At 58.0% G+C, this 18184-nt stretch carries 16 protein-coding genes and 1 pseudogene; 10 read left to right on the top strand and 7 right to left on the bottom strand.

What is annotated here, in order from left to right:
• Window positions 1-88 precede the first annotated feature (88 nt).
• From leuS to ACK4FF_RS12150, 6 genes are read left to right on the top strand one after another with little or no spacing between them, the layout of a single operon-like run.
• On the top strand, window positions 89-2731 hold the full coding sequence (gene leuS, locus ACK4FF_RS12175) for a leucine--tRNA ligase (protein WP_409709556.1): 2643 nt from the start codon (window positions 89-91) through the stop codon (window positions 2729-2731).
• 44 nt (window positions 2732-2775) lie between these two features.
• Complete coding sequence (gene lptE / locus ACK4FF_RS12170; protein ID WP_409709553.1) at window positions 2776-3276, top strand: LPS assembly lipoprotein LptE; 501 nt, start codon at window positions 2776-2778, stop codon at window positions 3274-3276.
• Window positions 3273-4319 carry a DNA polymerase III subunit delta gene (gene holA / locus ACK4FF_RS12165; RefSeq protein WP_409709550.1) on the top strand — a complete coding sequence of 349 codons (1047 nt, stop codon included), beginning with the start codon at window positions 3273-3275 and terminating at the stop codon, window positions 4317-4319. Before lptE ends, holA begins: the two co-directional genes overlap by 4 nt.
• Window positions 4320-4373: 54 nt before the next feature.
• Window positions 4374-5630, top strand: coding sequence for a glutamate-5-semialdehyde dehydrogenase (locus ACK4FF_RS12160; protein ID WP_409709547.1), 1257 nt, complete (start codon window positions 4374-4376; stop codon window positions 5628-5630).
• A 25-nt stretch (window positions 5631-5655) separates the two neighbouring features.
• Window positions 5656-6087, top strand: coding sequence for a CopD family protein (locus ACK4FF_RS12155; RefSeq protein WP_409709544.1), 432 nt, complete (start codon window positions 5656-5658; stop codon window positions 6085-6087).
• 3 nt (window positions 6088-6090) lie between these two features.
• Window positions 6091-7443, top strand: a complete 1353-nt coding sequence (locus tag ACK4FF_RS12150; RefSeq protein ID WP_409709541.1) for a class I SAM-dependent RNA methyltransferase — start codon at window positions 6091-6093, stop codon at window positions 7441-7443.
• Window positions 7444-7452: 9 nt separating this feature from the next.
• Here the strand turns inward: ACK4FF_RS12150 and ACK4FF_RS12145 are convergent, their stop codons facing one another.
• Complete coding sequence (locus ACK4FF_RS12145; protein WP_409709538.1) at window positions 7453-7941, bottom strand: glutathione peroxidase; 489 nt, start codon at window positions 7939-7941, stop codon at window positions 7453-7455.
• A gap of 115 nt (window positions 7942-8056) precedes the next feature.
• Window positions 8057-9091 (bottom strand): annotated as a pseudogene (locus ACK4FF_RS12140) (type IV pilus twitching motility protein PilT).
• A 36-nt stretch (window positions 9092-9127) separates the two neighbouring features.
• Between ACK4FF_RS12140 and ACK4FF_RS12135 the strand changes: the two are divergent.
• Window positions 9128-9820, top strand: coding sequence for a YggS family pyridoxal phosphate-dependent enzyme (locus tag ACK4FF_RS12135; RefSeq protein WP_409709535.1), 693 nt, complete (start codon window positions 9128-9130; stop codon window positions 9818-9820).
• Window positions 9821-9855: 35 nt separating this feature from the next.
• Window positions 9856-10659, top strand: coding sequence for a pyrroline-5-carboxylate reductase (gene proC / locus ACK4FF_RS12130; RefSeq protein ID WP_409709532.1), 804 nt, complete (start codon window positions 9856-9858; stop codon window positions 10657-10659).
• 20 nt (window positions 10660-10679) lie between these two features.
• Here proC and ubiA read toward each other — a convergent pair whose 3' ends face one another.
• Both ubiA and ACK4FF_RS12120 read right to left on the bottom strand, forming a co-directional pair.
• On the bottom strand, window positions 10680-11546 hold the full coding sequence (gene ubiA / locus ACK4FF_RS12125; RefSeq protein ID WP_409709529.1) for a 4-hydroxybenzoate octaprenyltransferase: 867 nt from the start codon (window positions 11544-11546) through the stop codon (window positions 10680-10682).
• Between the two features lie 10 nt (window positions 11547-11556).
• The gene (locus tag ACK4FF_RS12120; RefSeq protein ID WP_409709526.1) at window positions 11557-12504 is read right to left on the bottom strand and encodes a LysR substrate-binding domain-containing protein; all 948 of its coding nucleotides are present in this window, start codon (window positions 12502-12504) and stop codon (window positions 11557-11559) included.
• A 182-nt stretch (window positions 12505-12686) separates the two neighbouring features.
• Between ACK4FF_RS12120 and ACK4FF_RS12115 the strand changes: the two genes are divergently transcribed.
• Window positions 12687-13070: a RidA family protein gene (locus ACK4FF_RS12115; protein ID WP_409709523.1), complete on the top strand. Its 384-nt coding sequence runs from the start codon at window positions 12687-12689 to the stop codon at window positions 13068-13070.
• A 19-nt stretch (window positions 13071-13089) separates the two neighbouring features.
• Window positions 13090-15195, top strand: a complete 2106-nt coding sequence (gene recG / locus ACK4FF_RS12110) for an ATP-dependent DNA helicase RecG (RefSeq protein ID WP_409709519.1) — start codon at window positions 13090-13092, stop codon at window positions 15193-15195.
• A gap of 47 nt (window positions 15196-15242) precedes the next feature.
• Here recG and ACK4FF_RS12105 read toward each other — a convergent pair whose 3' ends face one another.
• The 3 genes from ACK4FF_RS12105 to ACK4FF_RS12095 form a co-directional block, all read right to left on the bottom strand.
• Window positions 15243-16295 carry a DUF475 domain-containing protein gene (locus ACK4FF_RS12105; protein ID WP_409709516.1) on the bottom strand — a complete coding sequence of 351 codons (1053 nt, stop codon included), beginning with the start codon at window positions 16293-16295 and terminating at the stop codon, window positions 15243-15245.
• Between the two features lie 181 nt (window positions 16296-16476).
• On the bottom strand, window positions 16477-17328 hold the full coding sequence (locus tag ACK4FF_RS12100) for a flagellin (protein WP_409709513.1): 852 nt from the start codon (window positions 17326-17328) through the stop codon (window positions 16477-16479).
• Between the two features lie 281 nt (window positions 17329-17609).
• A partial coding sequence (locus ACK4FF_RS12095) for a flagellin (protein WP_409709510.1) occupies window positions 17610-18184 on the bottom strand: 575 nt, incomplete at its 5' end.

The raw sequence follows: 18184 nt of genomic DNA, 5'->3' as shown, positions 1-18184 counted from the left end.
AGGCGCAAGCCCGGTATAATGACGGATTGCCCCTAATTTGCCTGTGTAGCCCTGTTTTTGGGGCGCAGGCCCTCATGCAACACCAGCCATGCACACGACCTACAACGCGCAAACCCTCGAAGCCGACATTCAATCGGCCTGGAAAACCACCGACGCCTACCGCGCCGAGGCGTTTGCCAAAGATGCCCAAGGCCAGGAAAAACCCAAATACTACTGCGTGTCCATGTTGCCTTACCCCAGCGGCAAGCTGCACATGGGCCACGTGCGCAATTACACCATCAACGACGTGATGATTCGCCAAAAGCGCATGAAGGGCTACAACACCCTCATGCCCATGGGCTGGGATGCATTCGGCATGCCTGCTGAAAATGCAGCCATGGCCAACGGCAAACCACCCGCGGCGTGGACGTACAGCAATATTGCGTACATGAAAAAGCAGATGGAATCCATGGGGCTGGCCATTGACTGGTCCAAGGAAGTGACCACCTGCAAACCCGATTACTACAAGTGGAACCAGTGGTTGTTTTTGAAGATGCTGGAGAAAGGCATCGTCTACAAAAAAACAGGCACCGTGAACTGGGACCCGATTGACCAGACCGTACTGGCCAACGAACAGGTGATTGATGGCCGTGGCTGGCGCTCCGGCGCCGTGGTCGAGAAACGCGACATTCCCATGTACTACATGGCCATCACCGATTACGCCGATGTGCTGCTGGATGACCTGAAAGACCTGAACTGGCCAGAACGGGTCAAGCTGATGCAGGAAAACTGGATTGGCAAATCAGTCGGCGTGCGTTTTGCCTTCCCCCACACCATCGCCGATGACCAAGGCCAGTTGGTGCAGGACGGCAAGCTGTACGTGTTCACCACTCGGGCTGACACCATCATGGGCGTGACCTTCGCCGCTGTGGCTGCTGAACACCCTTTGGCCACCTTGGCCGCACGCAACAACCCTGAACTGCAAGCCTTCATCGCCGAATGCAAAGCTGGGGGCGTGGCCGAGGCCGACATGGCCACCATGGAGAAAAAGGGCATGCCCACCGGGCTGACTGTGAAGCACCCCATCACAGGTGCTGATGTGCCCGTGTGGGTGGGCAACTATGTGCTGATGAGCTACGGCGACGGCGCGGTGATGGGCGTGCCTGCCCACGATGAGCGTGACTTTGCCTTTGCCTTGAAGTACGGCATTGAGATCAAACAAGTCATTGATGTGAAAGGCCAAGCCTTCGACAACACCACCTGGGCTGACTGGTACGGCGACAAAGAAAACGGCGTTTGCATCCACTCGGGCGAATTGAATGGCTTGAACCACAGCGCAGCAGTCAACCACGTTGCCGAGCTGATGGCAGCCCAGGGCTTGGGCGAAAAACGCATTCAGTTCCGCCTGCGCGACTGGGGCATTTCACGCCAGCGTTACTGGGGCACCCCAATTCCCATCATTCACTGCGACACCTGCGGTGATGTGCCGGTGCCTGAACAAGACCTGCCCGTGGTGCTGCCCGAAGATTTGGTGCCGGACGGCAGCGGCAACCCCTTGGCCAAAAGTGAAGCCTTCCTGAGCTGCAGTTGCCCCAAGTGTGGCAAACCTGCGCGCCGTGAGACCGACACCATGGACACGTTTGTGGACTCAAGCTGGTACTTCACCCGCTATGTGTGCAACGACGCTGACACCATGACCGACGCGCGCAGCGACTACTGGATGCCGATGGACCAATACATTGGCGGCATTGAGCATGCCATCCTGCACCTGCTGTACTCCCGTTTCTGGACCAAGGTCATGAACGACCTTGGCTTGGTGAAATTCCGCGAGCCTGCCACCGCCCTGCTCACGCAAGGCATGGTACTCAACGACACCTTCTACACTGAAGAAGCCAACGGAAAGAAAACCTGGATCAACCCCGACGAGGTTGAAGTGGCTTTTGATGATCGCGGCCGGCCTGTGTCGGCCAAGCTCAAAGGCACCGGCAGCACGGTTCAGATTGGTGGTGTGGAAAAAATGTCGAAGTCCAAAAACAACGGCATTGACCCACAAGCGTTGATTGACCAATACGGCGCAGACACCGCCCGCCTGTTCACCATGTTTGCAGCCCCACCCGAGCAAAGCCTGGAATGGAGCAGCTCGGGCGTGGAAGGGGCACACCGGTTCCTCAAGCGGGTCTATCACTTGGGCCTGAACCAGCAAGCCACACTGTCCGCCCAAACAGGCTTGCCCGGCGAGTTGGGCAAAGCCGCTCAGGACGCCCGGCGCGATGTGCACGAGATTCTGAAACAGGCCAATTTCGATTACGACCGCAACCAGTACAACACCGTGGTGTCCGCAGGCATGAAACTGCTGAACACGCTGGAAGCCCACGCCACAGCCCTGACTGAACAGGACGGACAGGCAGTGCTGACTGAAGGCTTCGGGATTCTGCTGCGTGTGCTCTACCCGATTGTGCCGCACATCACCGCCTACCTTTGGGACACCTTGGGCTACGCCAAGACGCACGGCAACCTGCTGGACGCCCCTTGGCCCGAAGTGGATGAAAAAGCCTTGGTGCGCAGTGAGCTGACCTTGATGGTGCAAGTCAACGGAAAACTGCGGGGCAGCATTGAAGTGCCCGCCTCAGCTGACAAAGCGGCCATTGAAGCCGCTGCGTTGGCCAGCGACGTGGCCGCCAAGCACATGGAAGGCAAGCCTGCCAAGAAGGTCATTGTGGTTCCCGGCAAGCTGATCAACATTGTGGTGTAAGCTCAAGGCAACGTTCTCGTGTTCAAGACTCATCAGGTGAATTCATGATTCGCATCCGCTCTCTGCTGCCCTTGCTGTTTGCCGCCGCCCTGCTGTCGGCCTGCGGTTTTCAGTTGCGTGGCCAGTACACCTTCGACTTCAACCGAATCGAATTGAGGGGCATGGAGAAAAGCGAGATGAGCCGCAACATGGATTTGCAGCTTCAAACGCTGGACCTGAAAGTCAACCCAGCAGAGGGTGCCCCCCTGAAACTCACGCTGATCAAGGAAAAACGCGACCGCAGCGTGGTCACGTTCAGCGCCTCTGGCCGTGCGCGTGAAGTGCGTCTGACCTACGAATTGACCTACCAGGTCACTGACCGCAACGGCGATTTCCTCATTGCCACCACAGCGGTGCAGCAGCGCCGTGAGCTGACCTACAGCGATGATCAGGTGCTGGGCAAAGAACAGGAAGAGGCCAGCTTGGTGACGGAAATGCAGCGCGACATCGCACGGCAGATCACAGGCCGACTGGCCGCCCTTAAAGTGAACAACGGGAAATCGTGAAAAGCATCGCACTTGAGCAGTGGCTGGAGCAAGGGCAACGCCCTGGCGCACCCCTGCCCCAATTGCTGACCGTATTCACCGATGAACCGCTGTTTCTGGTGCAAGCAGCCGACCTGTACCGAAGTTTGGCGCGCAAGCAGGCCCAATCGGAACGCACCGTGGTTGACCTCGACCGGCAATTCGACCCTCAGGCTTTTTTAGCCCTGTTTGCAGAAGTCTCCCTGTTCGGGGACGTTAGCCTGATCGAAGTGCGGCTGACGCAACCCAAAATGAACAAGGAACAGGCGCATGCGATTACCCAGGCGGTGCAATGGATTGCACAGGGGCAAAGCCCTCACCTGTTGCTGGTTACCGGCCCCAAGCTAACCAAAACACTGGAAAAAAGCGAGGGCTTTTCGGCGTTGCTGGCGCAAGGCACTCAGATAAGTTGCAAACAGGTAGGGCCTGAAAACATGGCCCAATGGGTGGCCCAAACAGCCCAACGCAAAGGCCTTTCGATGGGCCGAGAAGCCTGCACCTGGCTGGCCGAGAACACGGAAGGCAACCTGCTGGCAGCGCACCAAGCCATTGAAAAGCTGGCCCTTTCAAAAAATGGGCCGGTGACCCTGGACGATGTTCAGAGCCAGGTCTCCAATTCGGCCCGGTACAATGTATTTGATTTGGGTGCGGCCGCTTTGGCCGGGGACACCCGCCGCGTGGGCCGCATGATTGAAGGGCTGCAAGCAGAGGGTGAAGCCGCCACGCTGGTGCTTTGGGCTTTGCAGGAAGAAATTCGCGCCATACGTGACACCCAGGCAGCCATGCGAAGAGGGCAAAGCCTGATGGATGCATGCCGCCAAAACAGGGTGTGGGGAACCCGGCAGAACTTCATCGGTCAAGCCATGAAACGTCACGGTGCAGACAGCCTGAAAACGCTGACCGCCTGGTGTTACACCGCCGAAAAAACCATCAAGGGCATGCAGACTGGCAACCCGTGGACTGCGCTGGAGATCATCGGCCTTGGGCTGGCAGGCCTGCCGCCGCCGGCCATGCCCGCAGTGTAATCATTCAGCGACATCATTCAGGCCAAGAACGGCCAGCGATCACGAGAGAAACACATGAGTATCGAACAAGTCATCCACAGCATCGGTCAACGGGCCAGACAGGCCTCTGCGGCCATGGGGCGGGCCAACACAGGCGCCAAAAACACTGCGTTGCTGGCCACCGCCCGGCTCATCCGCCAGCAGGCTGCACAAATCAAGGCAGCCAATCAGGCTGACCTGGACGAGGCCAAGGCCAAAGGCCTGGAGCCTGCGTTGCTGGACCGCCTTGCCCTGAGCGACAAAGCCATCGACACCATGGCCGAGGGCCTGGAGCAAATTGCCCAACTGCCCGACCCCATTGGTGAAATGACGGATTTCAAAAACCGGCCCAGCGGTATTCAGGTTGGAAAAATGAGGGTGCCCTTGGGGGTTATTGGCATCATTTACGAAAGCCGTCCCAATGTGACAGTGGATGCGGCAGGGCTGTGCATCAAATCCGGCAATGCCACCATCCTTCGGGGTGGCTCGGAGGCCTTCCGCTGCAACCAGGTGCTGGCCAAATTGGTGGCCCAAGGCTTGGAGGAAGCGGGTTTGCCTGCTGCCGCCGTGCAGGTGATCGACACCACCGACCGCGCTGCGGTGGGTGTGCTCATCACCATGACCGAGTACGTGGACGTGATTGTGCCCCGGGGCGGCAAAAGCCTGATTGAACGAATCTCGCGTGAAGCCAAGGTACCCGTGATCAAACACCTGGACGGCATTTGCCACGTGTACGTGGACGAGTCCGCCAGCATTGATGACGCCGTTCGAATTGCCGACAACGCCAAAACCCACCGCTACGGCACCTGCAACACCATGGAAACGCTGCTGGTGCATCAGCATGTGGCCAAGCCAGTGCTCAGCGCGCTGGCTGCCATCTACACGGCCAAGGGTGTTGAATTGCGTGGCTGCGGACGCACCTTGGCGCTGCTGCCCAAAGCCGTGCCCGCCACCGAGGAAGACTGGGGCACTGAATACCTCGCCCCCATCCTGTCCATCAAAATTGTGGACAGCCTTGACCAAGCCATCGAGCACATCAACCGGTACGGTTCGCACCACACCGACAGCATTCTGACTGGCAACCATCAACATGCGATGCGCTTCATTCGCGAGGTTGATTCTGCGTCAGTCATGATCAATGCCTCGACCCGTTTCGCAGACGGTTTTGAATACGGTCTGGGTGCGGAAATTGGTATTTCAACCGACAAAATCCACGCCCGTGGCCCCGTGGGGCTTGAGGGGTTGACCAGCCAGAAATGGGTGGTGTTCGGTCACGGCGAAATTCGTCAATAACCCGTCACATTTTCAGGAGTACGCCATGGACGGCTATTTGTGGGTGAAGTCCTTTCACATCTTGTTTGTGGCCAGTTGGTTCGCAGGCCTGTTTTACCTGCCCCGCATTTTCGTGAACCTGGCCATGGAAACGGAACCTGCGGCCACCGCCCGCTTGCTCACCATGGCACGCAAGCTCTACCGTTTCATGACCCTGCTGGCCATTCCAGCCATGTTGCTGGGGTTTGCCTTGGTGGGTGTGTACAAAATCGGCATTGGTGGCCAAAGTGGCTGGCTGCACGCCAAAATTCTGGTGGTGCTGTTGATTGTGGGCTATCACCATGGTTGCGGGCGTCTGCTGCGCAAATTCGAAGCTGGCCAGAACACCAAAACCCACACCTTCTACCGATGGTTCAATGAATTCCCGGTGGTGATGATGGCCATCGCAATCATTCTTGTTGTCGTCAAACCCTTCTGAAGCATGCCCAAACCCAATTTCCCAAGACGACCTGCCTCACCCCCACCCGCCAACCGGCCCAGCCCAGTGCTGCCCGTCAAGCCGGTGGCCAACAGCACCAAACAAAGCACATTCACCTGCTTTGCCAGTTGCCCTCGCGGGCTTGAGGAGGCTTTGTCCCGGGAATTGCAAACCATGGGGGCCTCCGAATGCAAGGCCGTCCCCGGTGGCCTGCATTTCAAAGCCAGTTGGCGCCAAGCCATCCGGATGACCTACTGGAGCCGTTTGGCAGGCCGTATCGGTCTTCAGGTGTTGAAGTCCCCTTGCAACAGCGATGACGAATTCTATGCGCTGGCCAAGCAAGTGGACTGGCACAACTGGTTCAAGCTCAGTCACACGTTCCGGGTTGATTTGAACAACCTCGGGGCGGACGTCAACAGCCTGCGCTTTACCCAACTGCGGCTCAAAGACGCCATCTGCGACCATTTCATCGAACGGTTTGATGAACGCCCCAATGTGAGCGTGGACAAACCTGATGTGCGCGTCTTTGGGGCCATCAGCCCCAATGAAGTGGTGTTGTATGTGGACTTGGCCGGGGAAAACCTGTTCAAACGTGGCTGGCGGCTGGAGCATGGGCAAGCGCCCTTGAAAGAAAACCTCGCCGCCGGGCTGTGGGCCATTGCCAGCCAAGGTGTGGCCCATCAGGCGTTGCTGCAGGAAACACCCGTGCATTACCTCGACCCGTTCTGTGGCAGTGGCACCGTGGTCATCGAAGCCCTGTCGGCTTTGTGCAACCGCGCCCCTGGCCTTGAACGCCGTTTTGCATTTGAAAACCTGAAGGTGTACGACCCGGCGCTGGGCGATGAAATGCAGGACGACGCCAACAAGCGCTTCAACCAAGGGCTGGATGAAGCGCTGGGCAAAAAGCACTTTCAATGGCACGCCAGCGACATCACCGAACTGCTGGTGACTATGGCCGTAGAAAACTGTCAACGCGCCGGGTTTGGGGAATTGATCGATGCCGGATTGGTTCAGTTCCATCAACGCGATGCGCTGACGGTCATGCCCCCTGCACCAACTGGCATTGTGCTGAGCAACCCGCCCTACGGCGAGCGGGTACGGGCCAAGGGCGCTGATGTGCCTGAGGACGAGGCTTACACCCGCTTGTTCAAGGCCTATGGCGATTTGCTCAAGCACCACTACGCCGGCTGGACAGCCTTCTTGTTCTCAGGTGATTTGGACATCAAACACAGCCTGGGTCTAAGCCCCAAGCGCAAGGCGCCGTTGTACAACGGCACCATTGAATGTCGCTTGTTCGAGATTCCACTGACGCGTGGGGTTTACCGACCTCGGGCGGAATCCACCGACCCCGCCTGAAAAGGCTTCTTACTCAGCCAGCAGTTTTTGAATGTTGGCCTTCAGGGCGGCCGGTGTGGTGGTGGGCGCGTAACGGTCGAACACCTCACCGTTTTTCCGGATCAGGAACTTGGTGAAGTTCCACTTGATGCCTGAGGTGCCCAAAATACCCTTGGCCTCTTTGGTCAGGTATTGATACAAGGGGTGGGCGTTGGCGCCATTGACATCCACTTTCTCGGACATCAAAAAGCTGACACCGTAGTTGCGCTGGCAGAACGCACCAATTTCAGGCTCGGCACCGGGCTCCTGTGAGCCAAATTGGTTACAGGGAAAACCGATGATCACCAAGCCTTCCTCAGCCAGCTCATCGTGCAAGGCCTGCAGGCCAGCGTACTGGGGCGTAAAGCCACATTTGCTGGCGGTGTTCACAATCAACAGCACCTTGCCTTGAAAGTCGCTCAGTGCAAGTGGTTGACCGTCCAGTGTTTTTGTAGAAAATTCATACACGCCCGCAGCCATGTGGTTCTCCCATTGTTGTGTTGCCCGGCCAACGATGGGGGTTGGCCCTGCAAGGTTTGAATGGGTTTGAGTGTACTGTTTTCTTGGGTGGGTTGATCCACCAGTCGTCCGAATATCATGATGCGTTCACCTTGGACATGATGCTCATTGCGGTTTCACGGGAAATTTTGCCGGTCACCAACAGACGTTGCACAGACTGTTCCATGGTCTGCATGCCGTGTTGTGCACCAGTCTGGATCGCGGACACCATCTGGGCCACCTTGCCCTCACGGATCAGGTTGCGGATTGGCGGCGTGGCCAACATGATTTCATGCGCGGCCACACGCCCCCCACCCTGACGTTTGAGCAAGGTTTGGCAGATCACGGCCCGAAGCGATTCTGACAACATCGCCCTGACCATGCCTTTGTCACCCGACGGAAAGGCATCGACGATACGGTCGAGTGTTTTTTGGGCCGATGAGGTGTGCAAAGTGGCAAAAACCAAATGACCCGTCTAAGCCGCGGGCAAGGCCACGCTGATGGTTTACAGGTCTCGCATTTAACCCCCCCGAATAACATACGGGTCTTCACGCAATGCCGCGCGCAAGGCTGCGCCGAAGGTGTGGGTGTGCTCGCCCAGCTCCCGTTGGTTGACGATGCAATTCATCGGCTGGTGCACAAATTCAATGGGGTCTTCAATGGTCAGAATGTGACCCTTCTGGTGAGTGTTGACCTCGTGCACCATGGCCGCCAGCGTCGTGCTTTTACCGGAACCTGTTGGCCCTGTCACCAACACAATGCCGTTGGGTTCACGGGCAATGGTTTTGAACACTGCCGGGGCCTCCAGCTCATCCAGGGTACGAACCCGGTTGGGCACCACACGAAAGGCAGCCGAAGGGCCACGTGCCTGAAGAAAAGCGTTCACCCGGAAACGCGACAGGCCCGAAATCTCCCAACTGAAGTCCAACTCCAGTTGCTCTTTCCATTGGGCTTGCTGGCCCTCATTCATCGCGCTGGTGACGAGGTTCATCACCTCACGCGCATTCAGCACCGCGTCGCTCAGCCGCCTCACATCGCCATCGACACGCACCATCGGCGGCATGTCTGCGGACAAATGCAAATCGGACCCCCGTTGCTCCACGGTCCAGCTCAGCAATTCAGTCAGGGTCATGAGACAATGCTCCGGTGTGTATGGAATTTTCGCGACATGAGTGCCACGCAATCGCTTCTAGCCGTTCAGCAGCGCATTGAGCAGGCCTGCCTTCAGGCTGGCCGACCGCTGCAGGACGTCCGCCTCTTGGCGGTCAGCAAAACGTTCCCTGCGGAGCGCGTGTTGGACTTGGCCAAGGCCGGTCAACAGGCCTTTGGTGAAAACTACCTGCAAGAGGCGCTGGACAAAATCACCCGGCTGGACGGGATTGACGGCCAACCCCCACTGGAGTGGCATTTCATTGGCCCCATTCAAAGCAACAAAACCCGCCCCATTGCCGAGCACTTCGCCTGGGTACACAGTGTTGACCGGTTGAAGATTGCGCAACGCCTTTCCGAGCAACGCCCGCCCCACCTGCCCCCGCTGAATGTACTGGTGCAGGTGAACACCTCCGGCGAAGCGAGCAAGTCCGGGGTAGCTCCGAATGAAGTGGTCGCTCTTTGCCAGGCCATCGCGCACCTGCCCCGACTGAACCTGCGTGGGCTGATGACCATTCCAGCCCCCACCGACAATGAGGCACAGTTGAAATCCGAATTTCAAACCTGCGCCACCCTGCACCAACAACTGAACCAGATCGGCTTACCCGTAGACACACTCTCCATGGGCATGTCCTCGGACCTTGAACTGGCCATCGCCTGCGGGTCAACCTGTGTGCGGGTTGGCACGGCCCTGTTTGGCAGCCGCGGCTGATTGTTGCCCTTGACCTCGACCGGACCTCTCTCACCATGAATCGAATCCTCTTTCTGGGCGCAGGCAATATGGCCTACGCCATCCTGGGCGGCCTGCTCAAATCAGGCGTGGACGCAGCCGATTGCCGGGCCATTGACCCCAGCGCTCAAGCCCAAACCAATATGCAAAACCTGGGCATCCAGTGCAGCGAGTTGTGGCCTGATGACTTTGATGCAGACGCTGTGGTACTTGCCGTAAAACCACAATTGATGAAGGACGTGCTGAACACGCATGGTGGCGAGCTTGAAGGCCGCTTGGTGATCAGCATTGCCGCGGGCGTTTCCGTGGATCAAATTCGCCAGTGGAGCGGACAGCCCGATGCCCGAGTGGTGCGGTGCATGCCCAACACTCCAGCCTTGGTTGGTCAGGGCCTCAGTGGCCTGTACCTGACAGACAACTGCTCCACCGCGGACCGCAGTTCGGCCGTCCGCCTGTTTGAAACCTGCGGACAGGTGCTGGTGCTGAATCAGGAAGACCAGATCAACGCCATCACAGCCATCTCCGGCAGTGGCCCGGGGTACGTGTTTTATTGGATGGAAGCACTGGCGCAGGCTGCGCGCGACTTGGGCTTTGACGACGCTTCGGCCGACCTTCTGGTGCGCCAAACCCTCTTGGGTTCGGCCACATTGGCCAGTCAAAGCACTGAAGCACTGTCCACCCTGCGCGAGCGTGTCACCTCCAAAGGCGGCACCACCTTCGCAGGCTTGGAGGCCATGCGCGCAGCGCAAGTAGGGCCCGGTATTGTGCAAGGTGCGCAGGCGGCGATGGCCAGGGCCATCGAACTTCAAAACGGCAGCTAAGCCTTAGGCCAAGCAAGTCCTCAAGCGGCTTGGCCCAACACCAAGCCTGCGAACAACACGGCCCCCACCCAATTGTTGTGCAGGAACGCCTTGAAACATTTGGCGCGGTCACGCTCACGAATCAGGGTGTAGTGGTACACCGCAAGGCCAGCAGCCACAGCCAGCGCCACCCAAAACGGCCATTGCCAACCCTGTAACGCCGCCAGCCACGCCCACAAACCCAGACTGAGGGCATAACAGGCCATGATGCCGGCGACATCAAAACGCCCCAAGGTAATGGCCGAGGTGCGTATGCCCAACTTCACATCGTCCGGCTTGTCCACCAAAGCGTATTCCGTGTCGTACGCAACCGTCCAAAACACATTGGCAGCAAACAACAACCAAGCCTGCACAGGCACGTGCCCCAACACAGCCACATGCGCCATGGGAATACCAAAGCCAAACGCCAAGCCCAAATATGCCTGGGGCATGGGGAAAAACCGCTTGGTGAATGGGTAAGAGCCCGCCAACACCGCAGCAGGCACACTCATCGCGATCACTGCCCAACCCAAGGGCAAAGTAATTAACAGGGCGACCAACGCCAGCACAGCAGCCACCGCCACGGCTTCACGCGGTGCAATTCGCCCAGCCGTCAATGGCCTGTCGCGGGTGCGCTCCACATGGCGGTCAAAATCGCGGTCTGCATAGTCGTTGATGGCACAGCCCGCTGAACGCATCAGCACCACCCCAGCCACAAACACCAGCAGCACAGGCACCGGGGGCAACCCACCTGCTGCCATCCACAAACCCCACAGGGTGGGCCAAAGCAGCAGCAAAATACCAATGGGCTTGTTCAGCCGGGTCAGCAGCACATATTCCCGCAGGCGGGCACGGTTCAGGGCAATCATATTGGCGGGCTCAGGCCCTTGGCGGGGTTGGGGACGACACGAATTCTACGCCATTGAGCCTGCACTTCAGAATGCTGGCTTTCAACGCGTCCACCGCCTCGCGCCGCCCGAAGCTTTTGCGCCAAACCAGCGCCACCGAGCGTTTGGTGTCGCCCTCATCCAGCGGGATGTAAGTCAACAAAGACGACTCCGGAACAGGGTCAGGCACTGAACTGGATGGCAGCACGGTGATGCCAATGCCCGACGCAACCATGTGCCGAATGGTTTCCAGCGAACTGCCTTCAAACGTGCGTTGTATACCTTCCGACGATTGGGAAAACCGCGACAGCTCCGGGCAAACTCCCAAGACTTGGTCCCTGAAACAGTGACCAGCCCCCAGCAACAACATGTTCTCCAGCTTCAATTCATCAGGGTGTATGCGCTTTCTCGCTGCCCAAGGGTGGGTTTTGGGCACCGCAACCACAAAGGGCTCGTCATACAGGGGTTCGATGGAAAAACCAGACTCATTGATGGGCAGTGCCAGCACCGCCACGTCCAGCTCGCCCTGCTTGAGCAGTTCCAGCAGGCGCACCGTGAAATTCTCTTGAAGCAACAAAGGCATGTCCGGGTAGGACTCAATCATCCGGGTCACCAAGCCCGGCAACAGGTAGGGCCCGATGGTGTAAATCACGCCCACTCGCAACGGCCCGGTCAAGGGGTTCATGCCTTGTTGGGCGATGGATTTGATCGATGCGGCCTCTTCCAGCACGCGCTGGGCCTGAACCACAATGCGTTCACCCACAGGGGTCAAGGACACCTCGCTGGAACCCCGCTCGAACAAAGACACATTCAGTTCTTCTTCCAGCTTCTTGATGGCCACCGACAGGGTGGGCTGACTCACAAAACAGGCCTCGGCTGCGCGTCCGAAATGCTTCTCACGGGCCAGCGCAACAATGTATTTGAGTTCCGTCAGGGTCATTGTGATTACCTATTAAAAACGGTGCACTGATTATTGCAAGCCAACCCCTCACGCGCAAGCCCAACATTGCGTTCAAAAAACGCCAGGCACAACGCCCCGACGCGGTGCGACGGGCGGTATCATCCAGCAGATTGGGCGCCAGCCCTCGCCGATTGAACATCATTCACATTCACGGACCCACCATGAGTAACGCCACTGTTGTTTCCACCCCCAACGCCCCTGCCGCAATCGGCCCTTACAGCCAAGCCATTCGCTTGGGCAACTTTGTGTTCACCTCCGGGCAAATCGGCTTGGTGCCTGCCACGGGTGAACTGGTGGGTGAAACCACCCAAGAACAAGCCCGTCAGGCTTTCTCCAACCTCAAAGCTGTGGCCGAAGCCGCAGGTGGCAGCCTGGCCAACGTGGTCAAATTCACCCTGTTTCTGACCGACCTGAGCGAATTCGCACAGGTCAACGCCATCATGCAGGAATATGTGTCCGCCCCATTTCCGGCCCGCTCCACAGTCGGAGTGGCCAGCCTGCCCAAAGGCGCCCGCTTTGAAGTGGAAGCCATCCTGGCCCTGTGAGGCACCTTGAGCCTGCACATTGAGCCAGCAACACCCCCCAGAGTTTCCGGAACTTCACCCGCTGCCCGACACCATTGTTGAGGCGGTGGGCGACCTGTTGCCCGCAAAACACTGGATGGGGCTTGCGCTGCATTTTCCACTTCGGTTTGAAGACCTGGCGTCCATCACCGCCATGGACGCGCTGACGCCGGGACAGAAAGCGAACCTGCAAGCCACCGTTGTTGGGCAGGACGTTCAGTACCGCCCCCGCAAGCAACTGCGGGTGTGGGTGGAAGACGGCTCCACCCAACTGCTGCTGCGCTGGTTGCATTTTTACCCGGGCTTGCAGGACAAACTCAGCGAAGGCACCAGGCTGCACATCAGTGGCCAGGTGCGCCAAGGTTACGGCACGCTGGAAATGGTGCACCCCCAGGTGCGGGTGTTGCCGCCCCAAGAATGGAGCAGCCCTGCGGAAACGAGCGCAGACCCGACCGCGGCCTCCAACCCTGAAGGCCCCCTGTCTCCGGTGTATCCAAGCACAGGCGCAGTGAAACAAGCCGACTGGCGGCGCTGGATGAAACGGCTTCCTGCCGCCTGCCAAGACGACACCCTGCCCCAGGCCCTGCGCACCCGACACCGCCTCTTGCCTTGGGCTGAGGTCATCAACACCTTGCATGGGCAGGCCGCCACCAGCGACCTTCCAGCGCTGAATGGGCGTACCCACCCTGCATGGCTACGGGTGAAAGTCGATGAACTGTTGGCCCAGCAACTGCAATTGCGCCAATACCGTGAACACCGCCGCCAAGAACGGGCCTTGCCGATGACAGGCGCCCCACTTCGCCAATTGGTGACCCCCTTCATGGAAGGGCTACCCTTTGAACTCACAGGTGCGCAAAAGCGCGCATGCGCAGAAATTGCACAAGACCTGATTCAAGCCCACCCCATGCAACGCCTGCTGCAAGGGGATGTGGGCAGTGGCAAAACCTTGGTGGCGGCGCTCAGTTGCCTGCGCGTGGTAGAGCAAGGCCACCAAGCCGCCATACTCGCCCCCACGGAAGTGCTGGCCGCGCAACACCACCACAAACTCAAACCCCTGTTTGAACAGGTTGGGGTGCGCTGCGGCCTGTTGCAAGGCGCCTTGAAACGCAAAGACAAGCGGACAGTGTTGGAGCAGTTGACCACTGGCGAACTTGATGTAGTCATCGGCACCCACGCTTTGGTGCAAGACCACGTCGCTTTTAAATCGCTGGCTTTGGTGGTGGTGGATGAGCAACACCGGTTTGGCGTTGCTCAACGACTAAGCCTGATTGCCAAAGCAGGAGAAGGCCTGCTGGCCCACCAACTCATGATGAGTGCAACGCCTATCCCGCGAACGCTGGCGCAAACCTATCTGGCCGACCTTGCCGTGTCCAACCTCGATGAAAAGCCACCGGGCAGGCAACCGATTGTGACCAAACTGCTCTCCCAACAAAAGCGGGATCAACTGGTTCAAGCCATTGAACTGGAAATCGACAAGGGGCAACAGGTGTATTGGGTGTGCCCGCTTATTGAAGACAGCGAAACGCTGGACCTGCAAGCGGCCGAGGCCACCTTCGAGCATCTCAAAAGCCTCATGCCACAGCGCAGAATCGCCCTGTTGCATGGCCGGCAGGACAATGCCCACAAACAGGCCACCATGGCTGCTTTTGCATCGGGCGAAGTGGACCTTTTGGTGTCCACCACCGTGATTGAAGTGGGGGTGGACGTGAGCAATGCCAGCCTCATGGTGATTGACCAAGCCGAACGTTTTGGTTTGGCCCAACTGCACCAGTTGCGTGGCCGTGTTGGCCGGGGAAGCCTGCAAAGTGTCTGTGTGCTGCTGTACGGCAGCCCATTGTCACAGACCTCAAAAATGCGTTTGAAGGCCATGCATGAAAGCGACGACGGCTTTGTACTGGCCGAGAAAGACCTGGAAATTCGCGGGCCGGGAGAGTTACTGGGCAAGCGGCAGTCCGGTCTGCCCATGTTGAGGTACTCCGACCCACTCATTGACCGGAACTTGGTTGAACTGGCCCGAACACTGGCCAGCCAAATGCCGCTGGACAGCCCCTCGACCCGGCGCCATATATTGCGCTGGACCGAGGAAACACCGTGGTGGTTGAGCTGAACCCCAGGCTCAACGGATGAGCCTGAGGCAAATCACGCCATGTACGTTCAGGCAGCGGCTTCAGCCTTGCGGTGTTTCACAGAAGACAGGTAGGCGGCCAGAATGAAGGCGATACCGATCAAACCGGTGATGACTTCAGGAATGTGAACCTGTGTGCCCACAAACATGATGCCGGCCAGCACACCGATCGCATAATGCGCACCGTGTTCAAGGTACACATACTCCTGCAACACCCCACGGCGCACCAAGTCAATGGTGATGGAACGCACGAAAATAGCGCCAATGGCAAGGCCCAGCATGATGATGACGACATCACGAGTCACCGCGAACGCACCCACCACACCGTCGAACGAGAAACTGGCGTCCAGCACCTCAAGGTACAGAAAAGCCGAGAAGCCCATTTTGCCCACGGTCGAGGTCAGGTCGCTTTTGGCGGATTCTCCAGTCATCTCTTCCATGCGCTGTTCAAACAACTGGTCCAGCGTGCTGATGGCCACAAACAAGGCCACGCCGGCAACGCCACTGAGCAGCACCTTGAACTGCAACGCTTCATCAATCGCCAACGATGTGATGACCACCACAATCAACGCAATCAGTGCAGTCACACTCTCCAGCTTGCCAAGGGCAGCCAGGCGGCGCTCAATCGGCTCCAGCCAGTGAATTTCGCGCTCGGGGTCGAACATGAAGGCCAAAAACACCATCAACAAAAAGGAACCACCAAAGGTGGCAATCATCGGATAAGCGTCTGTCAGCACCTTGCCGTAACGGTCGGGCTCGTTCAGCGCCATCTGAATCACATCCATATTGCTCATGCCGGTGATCACAGACACAATCACAATCGGGAACACCAAACGCATACCAAACACGGCAATCAAAATACCGACTGTCAAAAACATTTTTTGCCAGAACTCGGTCATGTTGCGCAGCACGGCCGCATTCACAACAGCATTGTCGAACGACAGGGAAATTTCCAGAATGCCCAACACTGCTACCAGCCACAGGGCGGCCCAAACCCCCATCCCGGAGTGATGACCCCACATGAGGGCTAAACCGGTGCACACCACCGAGAACACAATCGAGAAGCCGTAAGTTTTAAGCACAATTGCTCCGCTGAATTCATGAAAACGCAGCCAGTGTAGCGATTTAGAACAACCCGTCAACTTAGACAAACTACTTAGCGGCCTATTCCTGAGAATGAAAAACCCCCCGAAAACACCTCAAACACGGGGTCTGGGGTTCTCGGGGGCTCAGCGTCCGGGGGCAAGCCCCCGTTCAGCCGGTTTAGCGCAGCAGGCTCAACACGTTGTTGGGCAACTGGTTGGCCTGGGCCAGCATGGCAGTGCCAGCCTGTTGCAGAATCTGCGAACGGGTCAGGTTCGCAGTTTCCTTGGCGAAGTCTGCGTCCATGATGCGGCCGCGGGCTGTGCTCAGGTTGGCGCTGTTGGTTTCCAGAGAAGAGGCCACCTGTTCCAGACGGCTCAGGCCAGCACCCACTGTCGCACGCAGGTTGGTCACCGTGTTGATGTTGGAATCAATGTTGGTGATCGCGGTGGTGGCGTTGGCCACAGAATCAATAGCACCGAATGCTGCGCCCGCGGTTCCGAATGTGGTGGTCAAATCATTGCCGCCAGCGGCACCGGTGTCGGTCAGGTTGATCGCCAAGGTGTCAGTGGTCGCATTACCAGCCCCCACTTGCAGGCTAACGGATTTGTTGGCTGCGGCAAAAACGCCGTTGCCGTTGAAGGACGTACCGTCCACGATACGGTCTACTTCAGAAGCCAGCTCCTGATATTCACGGTTCAGGTTCGAGCGGTCTGTCGCATTCAAAGTGCCGTTTTTGGCCTGAACAGCCAGTTCACGCATACGCTGCATGTTGTCGCCAATCTTGCTCAGCGCACCGTCAGCCACTTGAAGCAGAGAAACGCCATCGTTGGCATTGCGGGAAGCCACATCAAAGCCCTTGATCTGGGCATTCATGCGCTCAGCAATCGCCAGGCCAGCGGCGTCGTCTTTGGCGCTGTTCACACGCAGACCGGAAGACAGACGTGCAATTGAGGTGTCGAGGGAACCAGCAGACTTGCTGAGGTTCATTTGTGCGCCCAGTGAGGGGGTATTGGTATTGATGCCTAACATAATGTCACTCCAACAGAGTTGATTGAGTTCATCAAAGGAGTTGTCCTTTGTTCAGTTCGGCGAGCTTTGTTCCGCCGATGATTAATTAACGAACCCGTTTGGGTTAACTTGAGGGGTGAGTTTTAAAAAAATCGGCTGATTTTCATTTGTTTTCAATTGCTTAAAACCAACTTCCAAACAAAAAAAGAGGCGAGTAAAGACTCGCCTCTCTAAAACAACCGGTAACAGGAATCAGGCCGGCTGCTGCTTGGTCAATTCAGTTCAATTCAATTCAATTCAAATTACTTCAACAGGCTCAGCACGTTGTTGGGCAACTGGTTGGCCTGGGCCAGCATCGCGGTGCCGGCCTGCTGCAGAATCTGCGAGCGGGTCAGGTTGGCCGTTTCCTTGGCGAAGTCCGCGTCCATGATACGGCCACGGGCTGTGGACAGGTTCACGCTGGACAGGTCGGCAAAGGCCGCCACCTGCTCCAGGCGGCTTTGGCCCGCACCCACCACCGCACGGATGCCGGTGATGTCGTCCAAGGCCGCGTCAATCGAGGTCAGCGCGTTGGCCGCGTTGGCCACCGCCGTGATGTCACCAAAGTTGGTGGCAATCGCACCGGCTGTGTTGCCGCCCAGAATGTTCTGCAAATCGTTACCACCCGCTGCACCGGTGTCAGTCAGGTTCAGGGTCAGGGTGTCGGTGGTGGCGTTGCCGGTGCCCACCTGGAAGGACAGGCTCTTGTTGGCGGCAGCAAACACCGAGTTGCCGTTGAAGGTGGTGCCCGTGGCAATCCGTTCCACTTCGTTGGCCAGTTCCGTGTATTCACGGTTCAGGTTCACACGGTCGGTGGAGTTCAGGCTGCCGTTTTTGG

It is taken from the genome of Limnobacter sp., assembly GCF_046297615.1.
Taxonomy (GTDB): Bacteria; Pseudomonadota; Gammaproteobacteria; order Burkholderiales; family Burkholderiaceae_B; genus Limnobacter.
The sequence above is the reverse complement of the archived record's forward strand: the minus strand, read 5'-3'. Positions and strand labels throughout refer to the sequence as shown.